This window comes from Virgibacillus aidingensis (genome assembly GCF_010994035.1).
GTDB lineage: Bacteria > Bacillota > Bacilli > Bacillales > Amphibacillaceae > Virgibacillus_N.
The window spans coordinates 49,919-68,136 of record NZ_WIXN01000005.1 but is presented as its reverse complement, the minus strand read 5'-3'; the positions used below and the strand labels follow the sequence as shown (position 1 = coordinate 68,136).

General features: G+C 39.3%; 18 protein-coding genes and 1 other annotated feature. All 18 genes read right to left on the bottom strand.

From position 1 onward, the window contains the following. Positions 1–13: 13 nt before the first annotated feature. Entirely contained in the window at positions 14–556 is a 543-nt protein-coding gene (gene pyrR, locus GHD25_RS05590; protein ID WP_164215394.1) for a bifunctional pyr operon transcriptional regulator/uracil phosphoribosyltransferase PyrR, read from the bottom strand. A gap of 166 nt (positions 557–722) precedes the next feature. Beyond that, positions 723–1,634 (bottom strand): RluA family pseudouridine synthase, encoded by a 912-nt coding sequence (locus GHD25_RS05585; RefSeq protein ID WP_164215393.1) that lies wholly within the window; start codon positions 1,632–1,634, stop codon positions 723–725. Continuing rightward, positions 1,631–2,098, bottom strand: a complete 468-nt coding sequence (gene lspA, locus GHD25_RS05580) for a signal peptidase II (RefSeq protein WP_164215392.1) — start codon at positions 2,096–2,098, stop codon at positions 1,631–1,633. The genes GHD25_RS05585 and lspA overlap by 4 nt, the downstream gene beginning before the upstream one ends. Positions 2,099–2,220: 122 nt before the next feature. Further along, the gene (gene ileS, locus GHD25_RS05575; protein ID WP_164215391.1) at positions 2,221–4,980 is read right to left on the bottom strand and encodes an isoleucine--tRNA ligase; all 2,760 of its coding nucleotides are present in this window, start codon (positions 4,978–4,980) and stop codon (positions 2,221–2,223) included. Between the two features lie 79 nt (positions 4,981–5,059). Further along, positions 5,060–5,282 (bottom strand) — a binding site (T-box leader). A 50-nt stretch (positions 5,283–5,332) separates the two neighbouring features. Further along, entirely contained in the window at positions 5,333–5,836 is a 504-nt protein-coding gene (locus GHD25_RS05570) for a DivIVA domain-containing protein (RefSeq protein WP_164215390.1), read from the bottom strand. Between the two features lie 78 nt (positions 5,837–5,914). Next, positions 5,915–6,691 (bottom strand): YlmH family RNA-binding protein, encoded by a 777-nt coding sequence (locus tag GHD25_RS05565; RefSeq protein ID WP_164215389.1) that lies wholly within the window; start codon positions 6,689–6,691, stop codon positions 5,915–5,917. A 12-nt stretch (positions 6,692–6,703) separates the two neighbouring features. Further along, positions 6,704–6,970, bottom strand: a complete 267-nt coding sequence (locus tag GHD25_RS05560) for a YggT family protein (RefSeq protein WP_164215388.1) — start codon at positions 6,968–6,970, stop codon at positions 6,704–6,706. An 8-nt stretch (positions 6,971–6,978) separates the two neighbouring features. Beyond that, positions 6,979–7,395, bottom strand: a complete 417-nt coding sequence (locus GHD25_RS05555; RefSeq protein ID WP_164215387.1) for a cell division protein SepF — start codon at positions 7,393–7,395, stop codon at positions 6,979–6,981. 140 nt (positions 7,396–7,535) lie between these two features. Then, positions 7,536–8,207, bottom strand: coding sequence for a YggS family pyridoxal phosphate-dependent enzyme (locus tag GHD25_RS05550; protein WP_205601335.1), 672 nt, complete (start codon positions 8,205–8,207; stop codon positions 7,536–7,538). Between the two features lie 26 nt (positions 8,208–8,233). Beyond that, a complete protein-coding gene (gene pgeF, locus GHD25_RS05545) occupies positions 8,234–9,043 on the bottom strand; it encodes a peptidoglycan editing factor PgeF (RefSeq protein WP_164215386.1) in 810 nt (269 codons plus the stop codon). Between the two features lie 60 nt (positions 9,044–9,103). Continuing rightward, the gene (locus GHD25_RS05540; protein ID WP_164215385.1) at positions 9,104–9,361 is read right to left on the bottom strand and encodes a YlmC/YmxH family sporulation protein; all 258 of its coding nucleotides are present in this window, start codon (positions 9,359–9,361) and stop codon (positions 9,104–9,106) included. A gap of 934 nt (positions 9,362–10,295) precedes the next feature. After that, on the bottom strand, positions 10,296–11,078 hold the full coding sequence (sigG, locus tag GHD25_RS05535) for an RNA polymerase sporulation sigma factor SigG (RefSeq protein ID WP_164215384.1): 783 nt from the start codon (positions 11,076–11,078) through the stop codon (positions 10,296–10,298). 128 nt (positions 11,079–11,206) lie between these two features. Then, the gene (gene sigE / locus GHD25_RS05530) at positions 11,207–11,926 is read right to left on the bottom strand and encodes an RNA polymerase sporulation sigma factor SigE (protein ID WP_164215383.1); all 720 of its coding nucleotides are present in this window, start codon (positions 11,924–11,926) and stop codon (positions 11,207–11,209) included. 14 nt (positions 11,927–11,940) lie between these two features. Next, entirely contained in the window at positions 11,941–12,861 is a 921-nt protein-coding gene (gene spoIIGA, locus GHD25_RS05525; RefSeq protein ID WP_164215382.1) for a sigma-E processing peptidase SpoIIGA, read from the bottom strand. A gap of 414 nt (positions 12,862–13,275) precedes the next feature. Next, entirely contained in the window at positions 13,276–14,415 is a 1,140-nt protein-coding gene (gene ftsZ / locus GHD25_RS05520) for a cell division protein FtsZ (RefSeq protein ID WP_164215381.1), read from the bottom strand. Positions 14,416–14,484: 69 nt separating this feature from the next. Continuing rightward, on the bottom strand, positions 14,485–15,765 hold the full coding sequence (ftsA, locus tag GHD25_RS05515) for a cell division protein FtsA (RefSeq protein WP_164215380.1): 1,281 nt from the start codon (positions 15,763–15,765) through the stop codon (positions 14,485–14,487). 293 nt (positions 15,766–16,058) lie between these two features. Then, positions 16,059–16,877: a cell division protein FtsQ/DivIB gene (locus tag GHD25_RS05510; RefSeq protein ID WP_164215379.1), complete on the bottom strand. Its 819-nt coding sequence runs from the start codon at positions 16,875–16,877 to the stop codon at positions 16,059–16,061. A gap of 225 nt (positions 16,878–17,102) precedes the next feature. Further along, complete coding sequence (gene spoVE, locus GHD25_RS05505) at positions 17,103–18,203, bottom strand: stage V sporulation protein E (RefSeq protein ID WP_164215546.1); 1,101 nt, start codon at positions 18,201–18,203, stop codon at positions 17,103–17,105. Between the last annotated feature and the right edge of the window lie 15 nt (positions 18,204–18,218).

Sequence of the window (18,218 nt, the reverse complement as noted above, 5' to 3'; positions counted from 1 at the left end):
TTAAAGGTTCTATTTAATTTTCGTAAATGGCAACAGAATCTTTATCATCCGTTTCCTTCAATTTCACTACAACTATTTCCTTCTCCGAGGTTGGAATGTTTTTCCCGACATAATCTGCACGAATCGGCAGTTCACGATGTCCTCTGTCCACCAGCACTCCCAGTTGAATCTGTGCCGGTCTTCCCATATCCATGATTGCATCCATTCCGGCCCTGACCGTTCTGCCGGTATACAAAACATCATCCAGCATAACCACTATCTTACCGGTAATATCTTCCTGAATATTTGCCGCTTTTAATTGAGGATCTTCATTATCCGTAATCTTTTTCAGATCATCCCGATATAGGGTGATATCCAATTCTCCAGCAGGCACAGAATTCCCTTCAATTTGCTTGATTTTTTCCTGAAGCCGCTTCGTAAGCGGAACTCCTCTTGTCTTGATTCCCACCAGTATAAGCTGTTCTGCACCTTTATTTTTTTCGAGAATTTCATGGGCTATCCGGGTTAATGCCCGGTTGATTGCAGGTTCATCAAGCAGTTCCGTTTTTTTCTTCATTATTTCACTCCTGTAAATAATAAGCCCCTTTCTTCCATGAGGAAAAAAGGGGCTGTGTGTATACTTCTGCCTAAATGTTTCATTACGGTTCCTTTTTAGCCTCACTGGACTTTCTTAAAAGGGCATTATTCTATTAAACGTATTATTTCAAATTTCGTTGTCAAAGTCAATACATTTTATGTATATAAGCTAAAATATCATAAAAAGTATCCGGGGCAGCTTCTGTGAATTCCATCCATTTCTTTGTTTTTGGGTGAGTAAACCCTATTGTCTTAGCATGCAATACCTGTCCGCCTGCATCCATCGTTTTGCGCGGACCATACTTTGGGTCTCCAACTACCGGGTAGCCAATATATTTCATATGAACTCGTATTTGATGGGTTCTTCCAGTTTCCAGCTGGCATTCTGCATGTGTATAGCCGGGGTAGGATTGGATTACGCGGAAATGGGTAACTGCAGGTTTCCCATTATCTGTGACAGCCATCTTTTGGCGATCTTTGGGATCCCTGCCTATCGGCGCATCAATCACCCCTTTTTCATGTGGAATCCTTCCATGCACAATTGCTTCATATTTTCGTATTATTTTTCTTTCCGCCAGCTGATCAGCCAAGTCTTGATGTGTGTTATTATTTTTCGCAATGACCAATAAACCGCTCGTGTCTTTATCAAGCCGATGAACAATCCCGGGCCGTTCTACCCCATTCAAAGTTGATAATTGATCAACATGATACAATAGGACATTAACAAGCGTCCCGCTCTCATGACCTGCGGATGGATGGACAACCATCCCTTTTTCCTTGTTCACTACCAATAAATCATTATCCTCAAATACAATAGACAATTCCATATTTTCCGGCTCTATCTTTACCGGTTGTATTTCAGGAATCCTCCATTCAATCAGGTCATCCGGCTGGCACTTATAATTCGCTTTTACTGTTACACTGTTTACAGTAACGATCCCCTTCGCGATCCAGTCCTGCACCTGGGAACGTGAATATCCTTCATTTATATCAGCCAGTAATTTGTCTAGGCGTATATTTTCCAGTTCTTTTGTAACCTTGTGATGAAAAACGCTCATTTTTTCGTATTTCCTTTCTTTTCTTCTATAATGGTAGCGATGATAACAAGGATTACTCCTATAGTGAGCGAGGAGTCAGCCACATTAAATATAGGAAAGTTATACCCAAAAATATAAAAATCAAGAAAGTCCACCACTTCCTGATGCAGCAAGCGGTCGATAAAGTTTCCGATTGCCCCGCCTAATAATAGGCTTAACGATACTGCAAGCAGCCTATTGTTTTTTGCGTACTTCTGCATATAAAAGATAATACCAATTACGACGATGACCGTCACAATATAAAAAAAAGCCATTTGGCCCTGCAATATACCCCATGCAGCACCCGAATTCCGGTGAGATGTTATGTAAAAGAAATTTTCAATGACAGGAATCCGCTCTCCCAGTTCCATGTTCTGTACAATGATCCATTTTGTCCATTGATCGATTCCAATAATAATAAGCGCAATTAAATAATACCAGTGCATGCGTTTTCCTCCGTATTCATATATCTGTCTTTTTAATTTTATATGTTATTACTCAGATACGCAATTTATTATAAAGCAAAAGGCTGCCTTATAAAAGGATTATTCATAAGGCAGCCTTTGTATTATAATGCTGGATAATGTTCTTTCACAATGCTTGCACATCTGGAACAAAGCTCCGGATGATCTGGATCCTCACCTCTTGTATCCGTTGATACCCAGCAGCGTTCACATTTTTCGCCCGGATGTTTTTCAACCAGCACGTCCGTATACTGATACTCTTTCATCTTTGGGCTATTATCTGTTATATCTGCTTCGGAGACGATTAAATACTGATGCAGGTGATCTATTGACTTAAGCACTTCCGCTGTTTCTTTATTTTTTGGAGCAATCGCTACTTTAGCTTCCAGTGACTTTCCGATCACCTTCTCATTTCTTGCTTCTTCCAATGCCTTTAGCACATCGTCCCTGACTTTCATAAAATGATCCCATTTTTCGGCGATATTATTCAAACCGGCAATATCTCTTGGTTCGGGAATATCAGTCAGTTGGACACTTTCAGCTTCGACACCCGGAATATACTCCCATACTTCATCCATCGTATGCGGGATAATCGGGGTTAACAGTTTCACCAATGTGGTGAGAATTTCATAATATCCTGTCTGGATGCTGCGGCGCCGCTTATGATCAGCAGCTTCTATATATAATACATCCTTGGCAAAGTCCAGATAGAATGAACTTAAATCAACTGCACAAAAATTATGAACCTGATGATAGATTGGGGAGTACTCGTATTCCTCATAGTTTTCACGCACATCCTCCAATAATTTCTGCAGCCTGTGCAGCATATATTTGTCGACTTCCTCCAATTCCGCTTCAGGCACACTATCTTTCTTCGGGTCAAAATCAGCCAGATTTGCCAGCATAAAACGGAACGTATTGCGGATTTTCCGGTACGCTTCGGAAATTTGTTTCAATATATCAGGTGAAATTCTTACATCTGCCTGATAATCCACAGAAGAAACCCATAACCTTAAAATGTCTGCACCAAGCTGTTTTTGCACTTTGGCTGGCACCATGACATTGCCAAGGGACTTACTCATCTTTCTGCCTTCACCATCAAGTACAAACCCGTGGCTGATAATGGTTTTATAAGGCGCCTTTCCTGTAACTGCCACTGCAGTTGACAGGGACGAATTAAACCACCCGCGGTACTGGTCACTTCCTTCCAGATAAATATCTGCAGGCCGGCGGTGATCTTCACGTTCCATGAGAACCGCCTCATGGGATGATCCGGAGTCAAACCAGACATCCATAATATCGGTTTCCTTCGTAAATTTCCCATTGGGGCTGTGCTCGGATGTAAAACCTTCCGGCAATAAATCTTTTGCTTCCCTTTCAAACCACACATTCGAACCGTATTCCCTGAAAAGATCTGATACATGGGATATAGTCTCATCTGAAATAATAGGTGTGTTATCCTCCGCATAAAAAACAGGTATTGGAACGCCCCAAGTACGCTGTCGGGAAATACACCAGTCCTCCCTGTCCCTTACCATATTATGAAGTCTTGTTTCCCCCCAGTTGGGATACCAATTGATTTCCTTAATTTCATCCAGTATATTGTCACGGAAATCCTTGATGGACGCAAACCACTGAGATGTTGCACGGAAAATGGTTGGTTTTTTTGTTCTCCAATCATGCGGATAGGAGTGTGTTATAAATGAAAGCTTTAACAGCGCTCCCGTTTCTTCCAGTTTCTCCGTAATCACTTTGTTTGCTTTATCATAAAACAACCCTTCAAATCCAGGGGCTTCTGAAGTAAATACTCCTTTTTCATCAACAGGACTCAAAACATCCAATCCATAGCTGACGGAAACATAGAAATCATCTTCCCCATGTCCCGGGGCAGTATGGACACATCCAGTCCCCGCTTCCGTTGTTACATGATCTCCCAGCATGATTAGGGAATCACGATCATAGAAAGGGTGCCGGGCCACCATTTTATCCGCTTTTTCTCCTTTAAAGGTTTGCACAACCACCGGGTTTTCCCAGCCTAATTCTTCTGTTATGCTTTCCAGCAACGCTTTAGCGATGACATATTTCTCTCCAGCTTCTTCCACAACGGCATATTGGATTTCCGGATGCAGCGAAATTCCCATATTGGCAGGTAATGTCCAAGGTGTTGTTGTCCAGATAATTATTTTCTCCCCGCCGTCCAGCAGTCCTTTTCCGTCTTTTACCTCAAAAGATACATAGATAGACGGAGATCGTTTATCTTTATATTCAATTTCTGCCTCGGCAAGCGCGGATTCCGATGATGGAGACCAGTAAACAGGTTTTAATCCTTTATAAATATATCCTTTTTTGGCCATCTCACCAAACACTTTAATCTGTGCCGCTTCATAGTCCTTTGTTAGTGTTATATATGGATTGTCCCAATCGCCGCGCACACCCATCTTTTTAAATTGTGTACGCTGATTATCAAGCTGTCCCAGGGCATATTCAGCACACATTTTTCTGAATTCGGCTATATCCATCTCTTTCCGGTTAATTTTTTTCGTTTTTGTAAGTGCCGTTTCTACTGGCAGGCCATGTGTATCCCAACCCGGAATGTACGGAGCGTGATATCCTGTCATGGATTTATAGCGGGTAATAAAATCTTTCAGTATTTTATTGAGCGCATGACCGATATGAAGATCACCATTTGCATATGGCGGGCCGTCATGCAGAATAAATAGAGGTCTCCCTTTTGTTCTTTGGAGTCCTTTTTCATAAATCTTATCTTCTTCCCATTTCTCCTGCCTTAGTGGTTCTTTATTAGGCAAATTCCCCCGCATGGGGAACTTAGTTTTTGGCATTAATAATGTATCCTTATAGTCCATTTCATTTCCTCCTTATTTTTTTCCTGTATGCTTGGTGCATTCATTGATTTTTAATTTAAATAAAAAAGCCCTCTATCCCAAAAGGGACGAGAAGACTCGCGGTACCACCCTTATAAATTTAAAATCAGTACAAATTTTAAATTCACTCGATATTCGTAACGTGAACCGACGTCCATTATTACTTGATTCATAATGGCTGCTCCGGAATGATTTTCTACAGGTATTGCTGCATCAGGCTTCCACCAATCCCTGACTCGCTAAAGCAGAAATCTCCTCTATACTGTTTCCATCATCGCATTTAAAATTAATTATGATTATGAATTATATGTATAATTTCCGATAACGTCAAGGACTACGACTCTTTTTCCGCTAATTCGAGATCTTCTCCTATATCCGTGTCAAAAAGATCTTCCCAATCTCCGGTATTGATCATATCCATTTGTGCTTCCACAAGCATTTTCAATCTCGTACGGAATACCTTTGCCTGTTTCTTTAATTCTTCCACGTCCATGGAAATCCGGCGTGATTTTGTTAATGCTTCATTAATAATCCGGTCGGCATTTTTTTCCGCTTCTTTTATTATTAATTTGGATTCTTTTGAAGCATTGCCTGTCAGCTCTTCAGCTGTCTCCTGAGCAATTAAAATAGACTTGTTTAATGTCTCTTCAATATTTGTAAAATGTCCCAATTTTTCGTTTAGCTGCTTGACCTTTTCCTCTAAATCTTTTTTCTCTCTGATCGTCATTTCATAATCTTTTATTACCTGATCCAGAAATTCATTCACTTCATCTTCGTCATAACCTTTAAATTTTCTTGTGAATTCCTTGTTGTGAATATCCAATGGTGTTAATGGCATAGTGCCACCTCCGTTCGATCTGCTTGAAAATAAATAAAATATTATACAAAAATATACAATAAGTACTGCTGGTTTATTCTATTTTAGCACAGCCATGGTGATTTTCAACTTATCTTTTTTTGTTCTGCCATTGATCGATACCAGCTTGCTTCTTCCTTTTCCCCTCACGGACAACATATCTCCGTCCCGCAGCAGAAACTTTGCATCTTCAACAACTTTATAATTAACTTTTACAAATTGCCTTTTAATTAACTCAAGGGAAGACTTTCTTGAAAGATGATATGTTTCCTTTAACACGACATCAAGCCGTAAAGAGGCTGCCGTAAATTCCCTTTCCGTCCAGTCCAACTGTTTTTCCATGATGGAGGAGAGCGGTTTTTCTTTCAGAGTGATCGTTGCTTTATTGATGGAAGTCAGATTCGCGATAACATACGCAGCAATTTCAGCAGCAGTTATAATTTGAATTTTTCCATCTTCAACAATGATGTCTCCGATGACATTTCTCTTTATGCCCAATGACAGGCATGCCCCTAAAATATCCCGATGTGTTAATGTTAAAAATTTCTCCGGATAGTTTGCTTCAAGCATGGTAATTTGGAAGTCATTTTCCGTTACTTCCTCATAATAGGGAGATATAATAGCACGACGTCTTTCCGCATTTTGGAAGCCGCCAAATATATCCAATTTTACGTCTGCATCATTATTGCCTATGATCATGCTGACAATTTGCTGTTCTCTTGGATCAAGAAAATCCGTTTGTTTATTTATAAACGAGCTTTCTACCTGCTCCTTCCACGAGAGCACCTGATCAATAAATGGTCTTTCATCTTTACGGAAATGCTGATAAATATCCATGTCAAACTTCCCTTATAAAGCGATCATCTGATACAGCTCAAAAACGCCAAACCTTGCTAAATGAAGAACCAGAATGCCAACGATCGGAGACAAATCGATCATGCCCAATGGAGGGATTATTTTCCGAAAAGGCTCAAGGTAAGGCTCACAAATTTTAGTAAGAAAGGATCCAAACGCAGACTCCCTTGCACCTGGGAACCAGGACATAAATATATATACAATTAATGCATAACTGTAAATCATTAATGCATTCGATATTATTCCAAACAATAACGCCATATTTTATTTTACCATCCTTTTTCGTATTCGTTTTCTGTGAAGGATTCTGTGATGGAACCGGTCACATCAATATTATCGGGCGTACATAAAAAGGTATCTGCACCAAGCTTTTGAATATCACCATTAATCGCATACACTGTTCCACTGAGAAAATCCACGATTCTCTTCGCCTGTTGATGCTCCACCCGCTGGAGGTTTATTACCACTGCCCGTTTGTTTACAATATTATCGGCAATCTCTTGTGCCTCATTGTAATTTCTCGGTTCACACAGCACCACTTTTGCAGGTGATTTTTGTATGCTCGAGAGATTAACGACATTCTGTTTATTTTGGTTTTCTATCTCCTCCGGTTCCACAGGTTCTTCAACATATTCATATTCGTCTTCCATTGTGAAGTAGTTTTTCACCTTATTTTTAAAACTCATTTTCTCACCTCGTGCCTCTTATTTTTTGTGGCAATTCAGCACAGTTCAATTCTTTTCGGCGGGGCGGGCATTTAGCACAGCCCCAGCATTGATCCAGCTGGCATGGCCTTGGTCCGCTAACCCGGGTGTTCCCGCCTTAGTCATTCTCCTACAAGGCTGGAGCCAATCCGTATATGGGTTGCACCTTCTTCCACAGCGATTGAAAAGTCATTGCTCATGCCCATGGATAAAAATTCACAAGGGGCATGGGAAAAGTTTTGGTTCCTAACTTCATCACGCAGACGGGCAAGCGACCTGAAAATCTCTCTCAAGCGGGATTCATCTTCTATTTGGGGAGCCATGGTCATGAGTCCAACCACACGTACTTTTTCATATTTGGATACTTCCTCCATAAAGGCAAGTACCTCTTCAGTTTTTAGTCCATGCTTTGTTTCCTCTCCGCTTACATTGACCTGAACAAAGCAATCCATCACATCACTTGCACGCTTATTAATTTCTTTGGCCAATGACATCCTGTCCAAAGAATGAATCATGTCCACTTTATCGATAACTTCCTTTACCTTTCTCGATTGCAATGTACCAATAAAATGCCATTTTGCCCGGTCCTGAAAATGATTGTATTTTGTCAAAAAACCATCAAGCCGATTTTCGCCAAAATTTGTCACTCCTGCCTGCAATGCTTCTTCTGTTCGTTCTATTGTAACATATTTTGTCACCCCGATTATGGTTATTTCTTCTAAATTTCGATTACTTCTTGCACATGCCTGCCTAATTTGTTTCTGTATGCTATCCAAGTTAACTGCTACATCCATTATTACCATTTCTCCTTTAAAAATAGTTAAAGGGAAAAGCCAATAAATCCTGCCATTCTTCCTGTTTTCCCCTCATCTCTCCGATGTGAAAAAAATAACGCTCTATCTTTAAACGTACAGTAGTTGGTTACATCTATATTATTACGTAATACCCCTGCTTGTAAAAGGATATCTACGTTTAATTGTTTTAAATCGAGCAAAAACTGATTATTCCCCCGAGGAGTGACACAATTTTCCCTGTATTTCGGCATGATGTGACGGACAACATGATTGTCGACTTCATAATATGCTGAAGAAATACAAGGGCCGATTATGACATGCAGATTTTCTGCAAGCACACCATTTTCTTTAAATGCAGCTGCCATTTTGGATGCCATGCCGTTCACGGTACCCTTCCATCCAGCATGTGCAATTCCAATATATTCTGTCACAGGATCGAGGAAGAATAATGGAACGCAATCAGCAAAATAAGCAGTGCACAGGATCCCTTTTTTATTGGTAATTAATCCATCTGTATTTGGTATGGAATCAGCATTTGAAGCAGCACCGCTTCCTTTATCTGCTTCTCCTAATTTTTTTATCTTTGTCTGATGAACCTGTTCTCCGCTGACCCAGTCATTCATAGAAAAGGATAAATCTTTCACAAACAGCTTTCTATTAGTTAACACATGTTGCTTTTCATCATTTACGTGCAAACCAATATTTAAGGAATCAAACGGTGCTTCGCTTACTCCTCCATTTCTCGTAGTAAAACCGGCAATTAACCCGGGAATCTTGTCCTGCCATTTTTTAATAAATAGCATCCTTTCTGTTTTCCGAATAAATGGTTCATTCATAAAGCTTCCTCCACTTTCCGCCAGGATTACTTGTCCATTTTAACATAATTATGTTCCTTTTTAGGAAGGACTGTATAATTTTGGCTGGTCCACATTTTTGACAAGGATCACATCAGACCCTATCCGAATAATTTGGCTCCAGTGAATTACCAATTCTTCCGGTTTATCAAAAATCCCTTTTTTCTCTTTCATTATGATCACAATCCCGACAATTCTTCCGATGTCCGTATCTATTTCCAGGTCTGAGATATGACCCAGCCGACTCCCATCATCAATAATAATAACTTCTTTTAATTGAAGTTCCGATAATCTGATCATCCCTCTTCACCCCCCAGTATACTATAACTATATGCAGGGAATCGTGATTTTAGAAAAGAGGATGATCCGCAAAGACTCTTTAAACTCTTTTTTCGCTGATTTTGTCCACGAGACCGGTATTCAAAGATATTTTCACACTTTTTTCAACTGATTTTGGCCTTGATAACACTGTTCAATGACTTTTCTACTCTTTCTCAGCTGATTTTGGCCTTGATAACACTGTTCAATGACTTTTCTACTCTTTCTCAACTGATTTTGTCCACGATAACGCTGTTCAAAGACTTTTTTACTCTTTCTCAGCTGATTTTGTCCTTGATAACGCTGTTCAAAGACTTTTCAGCTTCTGTCTCAACTGATTTTGTCCTTGATAACACTGTTCAAAGACTTTTCTACTCCTTCTCAACTGATTTTGTCCTTGATAACGCTTGTCAAAGACTTTTCTACTCTTTCTCAACTGATTTTGTCCACGATAACGCTGTTCAAAGACTTTTTTACTCTTTCTCAGCTGATTTTGTCCTTGATAACACTGTTCAAAGACTTTTCAGCTTCTGTCTCAACTGATTTTGTCCTTGATAACACTGTTCAAAGACTTTTCTACTCTTTCTCAGCTGATTTTGGCCTTGATAATACTGTTCAAAGACTTTTCAGCTTCTGTCTCTTCTGACAGCAATCGTCGATCTGTTTCCAATTCTTCCGGACGCCGCTAAATAATTTTGCTATTCCACCAGTAGTTTTTTTAACGAAAATCAAAAAGGAACAGACAACCTGTTCCTAATCTTATTCTTTATTAACTTTTCAAAGTAAAAGCTTATAATATACCCTCCAGATTATGTTTATTAAATTCCTATTAATGTGCATCTGATCGCTAAAAGCCAGACACACTTAGTGTCCCCGAGCGTTGCCGCTAGTTACGTTTAGAATAAATTCACATATATTATTCAAACATCTGTTTATTCATTTGGCTGATCGCTGCTTTTTCCAGCCTGGATACTTGTGCCTGGGAAATCCCAATCTCTTCAGCAACCTCCATCTGTGTTTTTCCCTGAAAAAAACGCTTATTCAAAATCATTTTTTCCCTGTCATTCAACTGGTACATTCCTTCTTTCAGGGACAGTTTGTCCAGCCACGTTGAATCTTTATCTTTGTCATCACTTATTTGGTCCAAAACATAGATCGGGTCCCCGCCATCATTGTATATAGGTTCAAATAAGGAAACAGGATCCTGAATTGCTTCCATCGCAAACACAATATCGGAATGCGGCAGATCCATTTCTTCGGCAATTTCCATTGCAGTTGGTTCCTTTGAGGTTTTATTAATCAATTTCTCTCTTACTTGTAATGCTTTATACGCAATATCTCTTAATGATCTCGATACCCTGATCGGATTATTATCCCGTAAATATCTCCTGATCTCCCCGATGATCATTGGAACAGCATACGTTGAAAATCGTACATTATGCGATAAGTCAAAGTTATCAATTGATTTCATTAATCCGATACAACCTACCTGGAATAAGTCATCAACATATTCACCGCGGTTATTAAAACGTTGAATAACGCTTAAAACCAATCTCAGGTTGCCATTTACCAGTTCTTCCCTTGCTGATAGATCATCATGCTGTTGCATTCGAATAAATAACTCTCGCATTTCTTCATTGGTAAGTACAGGCAGTTTTGATGTATCAACACCACATATTTCTACTTTATGTCTAGTCATTATCTGTTTAACCCTCCCAGTTGGTGGTGATGCTGTTCATGGACAGTATCTCCCTGAGGAAGGGTTTTTATGCAGGCTGACTAAACACCTAAAGCCTGAAAATCAGTATAAACCTTTTAGAGACAAGGTTACACCATTTTATTAAATTCTTTTTTTAAACGGCGGATTATTTTTTTCTCCAGCCGGGAGATATAAGATTGTGAAATACCTAACATATCGGCGACATCTTTCTGGGTTTTTTCTTCTTTTCCTATCAAACCGAACCTGAGCTCCATGATTTGTTTTTCACGGTCATTTAACTGGGAAAGTGCGTCCTTCAGCAGACTTTTATCAACACTTACTTCCAGATCTTTTGTAATGATATCTTCTTCTGTGCCAAGTACATCGGAAAGCAATAATTCATTGCCGTCCCAGTCTATATTCAGCGGCTCATCAAAAGAAATTTCGGATTTTAATTTATTGTTTCTTCGTAAATACATTAATATTTCATTCTCGATACATCTTGAGGCATAGGTTGCCAGCTTAATTTGCTTCTCGGGATTAAATGTATTTACTGCTTTAATTAACCCAATCGTTCCAATACTTATCAAATCTTCAATATTTATTCCTGTATTTTCAAATTTCCTTGCAATATACACAACAAGCCGTAAATTTCGTTCGATCAGTACGGCTCTTGCCGATTGATCCCCCTGCGGTAAAAGGGTAAGGAGTTCCTTTTCTTCCTCCTTGGATAAAGGAGGCGGCAGTGCTTCACTTCCTCCTATGTAATAAATTTCATCAGATTTAATCCCCAGTTTAATCAGTAATTTATACCACCATAAGCGTACACGTAATTTTATTATTTTCACTCAGAATCTCCCCTTTATGCAGAATGAATTGCAGGTAAATGAATCATTTGCGGCTGCAATAGGCAGTGATAGCTTTTGTCTTTAGTTAGCTCCGCAAATTGGATTCCAACTAAAAAATGACTGGTAACAATCTTTTTATTTTCATAGATTATCGTGATTTCATCAGGTCTGATTGCAAGCAAAAACATGCTGTTTCCCTGAACTCCCTGATATGGAATTATTTGAATATAGTTCTCCCATGCCTTTGGGATTTTAGTAAAATCAAGATGTTCCTGTAATTGTTTCAGCAGTTTCCAGTCCTCTTCGGAGAACCATTGCTTTAAAAAGGGTTCATCACATAGGATTACCGGTTTTTTGGTAATCGGATCCACGAGCTGATTTCCACTGTCAATATAACCGGACGTTGGAAAACTTTCCTGTTTTATTTTTATCGTCACTGGACATAATTGATCATATCGGATTTTTTCAGCTACATGCCTGTCCATACGCCGTTTTGTAAAAAGCAATACAAACGGAAAGCCTATCATGACAAACAGCCAGCTGATTGGATCGCCAAACCCGTGATTAACGGTTAAAATACCATTTGCCGTGATACTTACAGGCTGCTGAAATAGAAAGTGTACAGCAATTAAACCACCTCCTATCGAAAAAGAGACAAAGTAAAACAGAAATAACAATTTCATCATTCTATAAAATGATTTATATCCAAATGAACAAAAAATGATAAGTATGGAATACATTATTTTGCCTGCTGCACCGCTGAAAAATGAATCCGGAAAATAAAAAGAAATAGGCACAATTAAAGATGCAATGACGGATCCAAAAGCAATTCTTCTTTTCGTTATACTTTCCCTGGCCAAGGCTTGGGTTAATAATAAAAGCATCATATCAAGTAAAAAGTTCAACATCCATACAGCATCAAGGTAAATAGTCAACTATATTCTTCCTTTCTGCTACTACCATCAATAATCTGATTTACTATTCTACTAAAATGATAGATTGGTTTTCCGCTATGTCACTAATCTGCTGTATGACTATACGCTAATATTTATAAATGCTATAAATTACTTTCCGTACAGTTAAAAGAAGTATAAGGGATATAGACAGCAAAGTCTGTCACATCCTGTATGCGTAATGCGACTAATTTTAGCTAGTTATTGAAAAGTTTGTCACTGATGATAATGATTCAAAAGATGAAAGATCACACGTACTTGTGCGAAGACTAAAGAGAGGAAATTTAAGTTAACCGCTAAGCCGGGGAAAACATGTTGCCGTTGCTTTTTTAAATAAAAAAAGAAACAAGTGCCAGAATACAGCACTTGTTTCTACTTTCCTATTATTAATCATTATTATCGATTGCGATTGCGGTTCCGCAAAAACGTAGGAATATCCAGCTCTTCCTCCTGTTTTGGACGCTGCTGCTGAACAGGTTCCCTATGTTCCCGCGGCATATCCTCATTTGCTCTTGTTGCAGCATGCTGGTTATGGTTAACTATCGGACGTTCTGCTTTTGGTGTTCTGCTTGGTTTTTTAACTGATTCGTCAAACCCGGTTGCAATTACTGTAACAACAATTTCGTCTTTTAGATTTTCATTGATTACAGAGCCAAATATAACATTTACTTCCTCGTCAGCAGCGGAAGTAACAAGATCTGCCGCTTCCTGTACTTCGTATAAACTCAGGTTGATACCGCCTGTTATATTCATTAATATTCCATGTGCCCCATCAATCGATGTTTCCAAAAGAGGTGATGAGATTGCTTTTTTGGCAGCTTCGGTAGCACGCGTTTCACCGGTAGCCACACCAATACCCATCAGGGCGGATCCTTTATCATACATAATGGTCTTTACGTCCGCAAAATCCACATTAATTAAGCCCGGTTTTGCAATTAGATCAGAGATACCCTGTACACCCTGTCTAAGCACATTATCCGCTTCACGGAATGCTTCCAGCATCGGTGTATTTTTGTCGACAATTTCCAATAAGCGGTCATTTGGTATAACAATAAGCGTATCAACATTGCTTTTTAATGTATCAATTCCTGAGACCGCATGGGTTGAGCGCCTTCTCCCTTCAAAGGAAAATGGACGTGTCACCACCCCGACTGTCAAAGCATTTAAATCCTTGGCAACCTGGGCAATAACGGGGGCAGCACCGGTTCCGGTTCCTCCGCCCATACCGGCTGTTACAAAAATCATATCTGCTCCCTGTAATACTTCTTCCAGCTGCTCTTTACTTTCTTCAGCAGCTTTTTTTCCGACCTCCGGATTGGCTCCGGCTCCCAATCCCCGGGTTAGTTTACTGCCAATTTGTACTTTTACTTCCGCTTTTGACAGGTTTAACGCCTGGGCATCTGTATTAACAGCAATGAATTCGACTCCCTCGACTCCATGTTCAATCATGCGGTTTACAGCATTATTTCCGCCGCCGCCAACACCGATAACTTTTATCGTTGCTAATTCCTCCATATTCGTATCAAACTCCAACATATTTCGTTCCTCCTAATGTGCAAAATTGCAAGTGATCCAATAGCTGTTTTCATCACGCTTAAACGGATGTCAATCAAAAAAGTACTTAAACATGTTAGCTATTTTGGACTCTTTCTTCTTCTTTTCTTTCGGTGCATTTGTTTTTGGCTGCTTTTGATTTCGTTTCATATTCTGTTCGTCCGGCTGCATTTGTACAGCTGGAAATAAATCTTTTCCTTGTATTTTCGCATTGCGATAAGCAAATTGCAATATTCCAACCCCTGCTGTAAACTGAGGTTCTCTTACACCGATATAATCAGGGATAGCAACGCGGGCATTGGAACGGAACAGGTCCCGGGCAAGTTCAAGCACCCCGGGCATGGTCATTGTACCGCCGGTTAATACATATCCTCCCGGCAATTCACCAAAGCCCATTCTTTTTATTTCTTCGTCAGCATATGCATAAATCTCTTCCAGTCTGGCTTCTATAATATCAGCAACCTGTAACTGGTTATATGTTTGCTTGGAGTCATTTCCAATTGCTCCCACTTCAAACACTTCATCTTCCTGTGCATCGTCATAATAGGCATGGCCATAATTCAGCTTAATATCCTCTGCTTCCTCCGTGGATGTCCGCAAACCAATGGAAAGATCTTTTGTAATATTATCTCCTGCAAGGTTAATAACACCTGTGGAAACTAGATGTTCATTTTCAAAAACCGATATGGTGGTACAGCCCCCGCCAATATCAATTAACGCCACACCCATATTTTTTTCATCCTTGGATAGCGCTACAGTTCCTGCAGCAAGCGGCTGCAGACAAATATCAGCAATTTCCAATCCAGCACGTTCTACACACTTCAGAACATTATGTAGAAAAGTTTTGGAGCAGGTAATGATTGTTCCAGCCATCTCGAGTCTTACACCAATCATTCCGCGCGGGTCTGTGATTTCATCCAAACCATCGACAATAAATTGCTGTGGAACTACGTCAATGATTTCACGTTCAGGAGGGATCGAAACCACTTGCGCACCATCAATTACTCTCGTAATATCTTCATCTGTTATTTCGCGATTTTCACTTTGGACAGCTACAACACCATGACAAGGCTGTAATTGCACATGGTTTCCATTGATCCCTACAACAACCCTGTCAATTTTCATGCCTACCATTCTTTCAGCCTGTTCTACAGCATTCCTGATCGAATGAACTGTCTGGTCGATATCCACGACAGCACCTTTTTTTAAGCCGTTGGATTTTGCCGTTCCAACTCCAATAATATTTAATGAATCATTTAATACTTCTCCGATAATCACTTTCACTTTTGTGGTTCCTATATCCAGACTTACTAATATTTCACTATTATTCAAAGAAAAGGCACCCCCTCTTTCGGTCCATTAATACACATCTTTATCTATCATCGTCATTCAAACCTGATAATTAATTATTTTATAGTATAATAGCGGAAAAAGAAAATATATATATGTTAATGGAACGAAAAACAAGGAATTTCCTTGTTATTTATGGACTTTTCCGCATTATTTATTACTTTTGCAAATTTTTCATAGGAAATATATTATTTTTTAGGCTCTTTTCAGCCGGGAACTCTCTATTCATATACTAATTCGGTACGCCAGCGAGTTATATGGCTATTGTTATGCAATTATTCATTATCTGTATCCTCATTTGAATCTGATCCGCTGTCTTCATTCACTGCATCATCCTCATTTGGCGGTTCATTGAATGATTCAAAATAGGCCCCTACCCCAATATGAATGATTCCCTTTTCTTCCTCATCAAGCTGACCTGCAATGGAAGGATATACTTCCATTTTTTCAGCAAAATTCCTTATCGTTCCATCCACCAAAAAACCATCATTCATATATAACAATAACTTGTCCCTATTTTCTTCAGCAGGTGACCAGTGAATTTCAGAAATTAAATTACTTATGCTATCCGGCAGTTCAGCAAGCTCATTTGCCAGCCTTTCCAAATATTCCGTTTCCGTAAAACCGATGAGAATGGGAGCATCCCCATTCGGGTTTGATTGATTCATTGATTCCAGGATGTTTCCATTCCTCAATATCGGCGAATAACTGTTTTCTTCTTCCACATAACCTACATGTTCAAACTCCTTAAGGCTGATTTCCACTGTCCGGGGAAGAATTCTGTTTACCTCTGCAGATTCAACAATTGGATTATCCTTCATTTGTTCGGCAATTTCTTCTTTATTTATCGTCCAAATGTTTGTATTTGTTTGTAATTCACTTATTTCAATAACTTCCTCATCCGTTAAAAAAGTATTGCCGGTTACTTCAATGGTTTTAATATAGCTTAGGGGTGACTGTAAATACACGATAATTGAAATTAAAAAGAAAAAAATAGAAAGATAAAATACGAGACGCCGATTCGCTTTTTTTTTACGGGCTTGTTTCAATTTGGGAATCCGGTCTTCAATTGAAACAATTTTTTTATCATCCATCCCCATTTCTTCCTTTGTACATAAATTAACAGAAGAGTTATGTATTGATTCAGTCTTCTCTCATGTTATATGAATTATATCACATATCCCCCTGTTAGTTGTAGTCTCCCGTGAATAGTTTCCTGTAAAAATTTATATTAATTTTTACCAAATCGGCTCCGGAGGAAAAAACACGCAAAATGGACCTGTCATTCCATTTTGCGTGTTTAATAAATATATTTCATTTTACACTCTTGTATATCTGCTAATATTTAACAGTATGCCTACCGAACATAATGTCAGAGTTAGAGAAGAACCTCCATAACTTAAGAATGGGAGTGTAATTCCCGTGACGGGAATAAGACCGATTACTACACTAATATTAATCATTGCCTGTAAGACCAGCATGGAGACAATACCGAGAGCCAAAAATCCGGAAAAGGTATCCGGTGCTTCCAGCGCAACTTTTATTCCTCTCCACAGCAAAAGGGCAAACAACAGGATGACAAATGTCCCTCCAATAAATCCCAGTTCTTCTGCGAGGATGGCAAAAATAAAATCGGTTTGCGGTTCCGGCAAGTAAAAATATTTTTGCAGGCTTTCTCCCAATCCGAGCCCCATGAGTCCGCCCGGACCAATTGCATAAAGCGATTGAATGATCTGAAAACCGTCTCCTAATGGATCCTCCCAAGGGTTTAAGAATGCGGTTATTCGACTAATACGATACGGGGCCGAAGCGATTAACCCAACAAAACCCGCAAGTCCAAGGGCAGCCAGTCCAAAAAAATGGGACAATTTTGCTCCCGCTGCGAAGATCATTAGCATGCAGGTTAAAACAAGAACCATTCCCGTTCCCAGATCAGGCTGAAGCATAATAAGCCCAAAGGCAGTAAAAACTAATATTAAAGACGGAAAAAATCCCTTCTTAAATGAGGTAATATTTTTTTGGTTGGAAGCAAGGTAGGCTGCCAGAAAAATAATCAATCCCAGTTTCATAAACTCTGACGGCTGAATGCTGAAAGCACCGATTCCTATCCAGCTTTGGGCACCGCCGCGCACCATGCCGATTCCCGGAATTAAAACAAGAAAAAGTAAAACGAAACAGCCTATGAGTATAACCTTTGCATATTTTTTCCATGTACCATAAGGAATTTGCATGATAAAAAACATACTTATAATACCTGCCAGGGTAAAAAGCAGCTGTCTCTTCAGATAAAATGCTGCGTCATCAAATTTATAATCCGACCAAACGTAAGAAGAGCTGAAAACCATAATAATTCCTATAACGAGTAAAGTGATGATGGAAAAAAGCAGCAGATAATCCGGTTTATGATGGCTATTCAGCATTTTATTATACAAAAT

Excerpts from the sequence above, each read along its gene's own strand:
- ileS (WP_164215391.1), bottom strand. The coding sequence starts at position 4,980 with ATGGACTATAAGGATACATTATTAATGCCAAAAACTAAGTTCCCCATG.
- GHD25_RS05555 (WP_164215387.1), bottom strand. The coding sequence starts at position 7,395 with ATGAGTTTTAAAAATAAGGTGAAAAACTACTTCACAATGGAAGACGAA.
- GHD25_RS05570 (WP_164215390.1), bottom strand. The coding sequence starts at position 5,836 with ATGCCATTAACACCATTGGATATTCACAACAAGGAATTCACAAGAAAA.
- GHD25_RS05540 (WP_164215385.1), bottom strand. The coding sequence starts at position 9,361 with ATGATCAGATTATCGGAACTTCAATTAAAAGAAGTTATTATTATTGAT.
- spoVE (WP_164215546.1), bottom strand. The coding sequence starts at position 18,203 with ATGCTGAATAGCCATCATAAACCGGATTATCTGCTGCTTTTTTCCATC.
- GHD25_RS05510 (WP_164215379.1), bottom strand. The coding sequence starts at position 16,877 with ATGGATGATAAAAAAATTGTTTCAATTGAAGACCGGATTCCCAAATTG.
- pgeF (WP_164215386.1), bottom strand. The coding sequence starts at position 9,043 with ATGAATGAACCATTTATTCGGAAAACAGAAAGGATGCTATTTATTAAA.
- GHD25_RS05550 (WP_205601335.1), bottom strand. The coding sequence starts at position 8,207 with ATGGATGTAGCAGTTAACTTGGATAGCATACAGAAACAAATTAGGCAG.
- ftsZ (WP_164215381.1), bottom strand. The coding sequence starts at position 14,415 with ATGTTGGAGTTTGATACGAATATGGAGGAATTAGCAACGATAAAAGTT.
- lspA (WP_164215392.1), bottom strand. The coding sequence starts at position 2,098 with ATGCACTGGTATTATTTAATTGCGCTTATTATTATTGGAATCGATCAA.
- sigG (WP_164215384.1), bottom strand. The coding sequence starts at position 11,078 with ATGACTAGACATAAAGTAGAAATATGTGGTGTTGATACATCAAAACTG.
- GHD25_RS05560 (WP_164215388.1), bottom strand. The coding sequence starts at position 6,970 with ATGGCGTTATTGTTTGGAATAATATCGAATGCATTAATGATTTACAGT.
- pyrR (WP_164215394.1), bottom strand. The coding sequence starts at position 556 with ATGAAGAAAAAAACGGAACTGCTTGATGAACCTGCAATCAACCGGGCA.
- GHD25_RS05565 (WP_164215389.1), bottom strand. The coding sequence starts at position 6,691 with ATGGATATTTATCAGCATTTCCGTAAAGATGAAAGACCATTTATTGAT.
- GHD25_RS05585 (WP_164215393.1), bottom strand. The coding sequence starts at position 1,634 with ATGAGCGTTTTTCATCACAAGGTTACAAAAGAACTGGAAAATATACGC.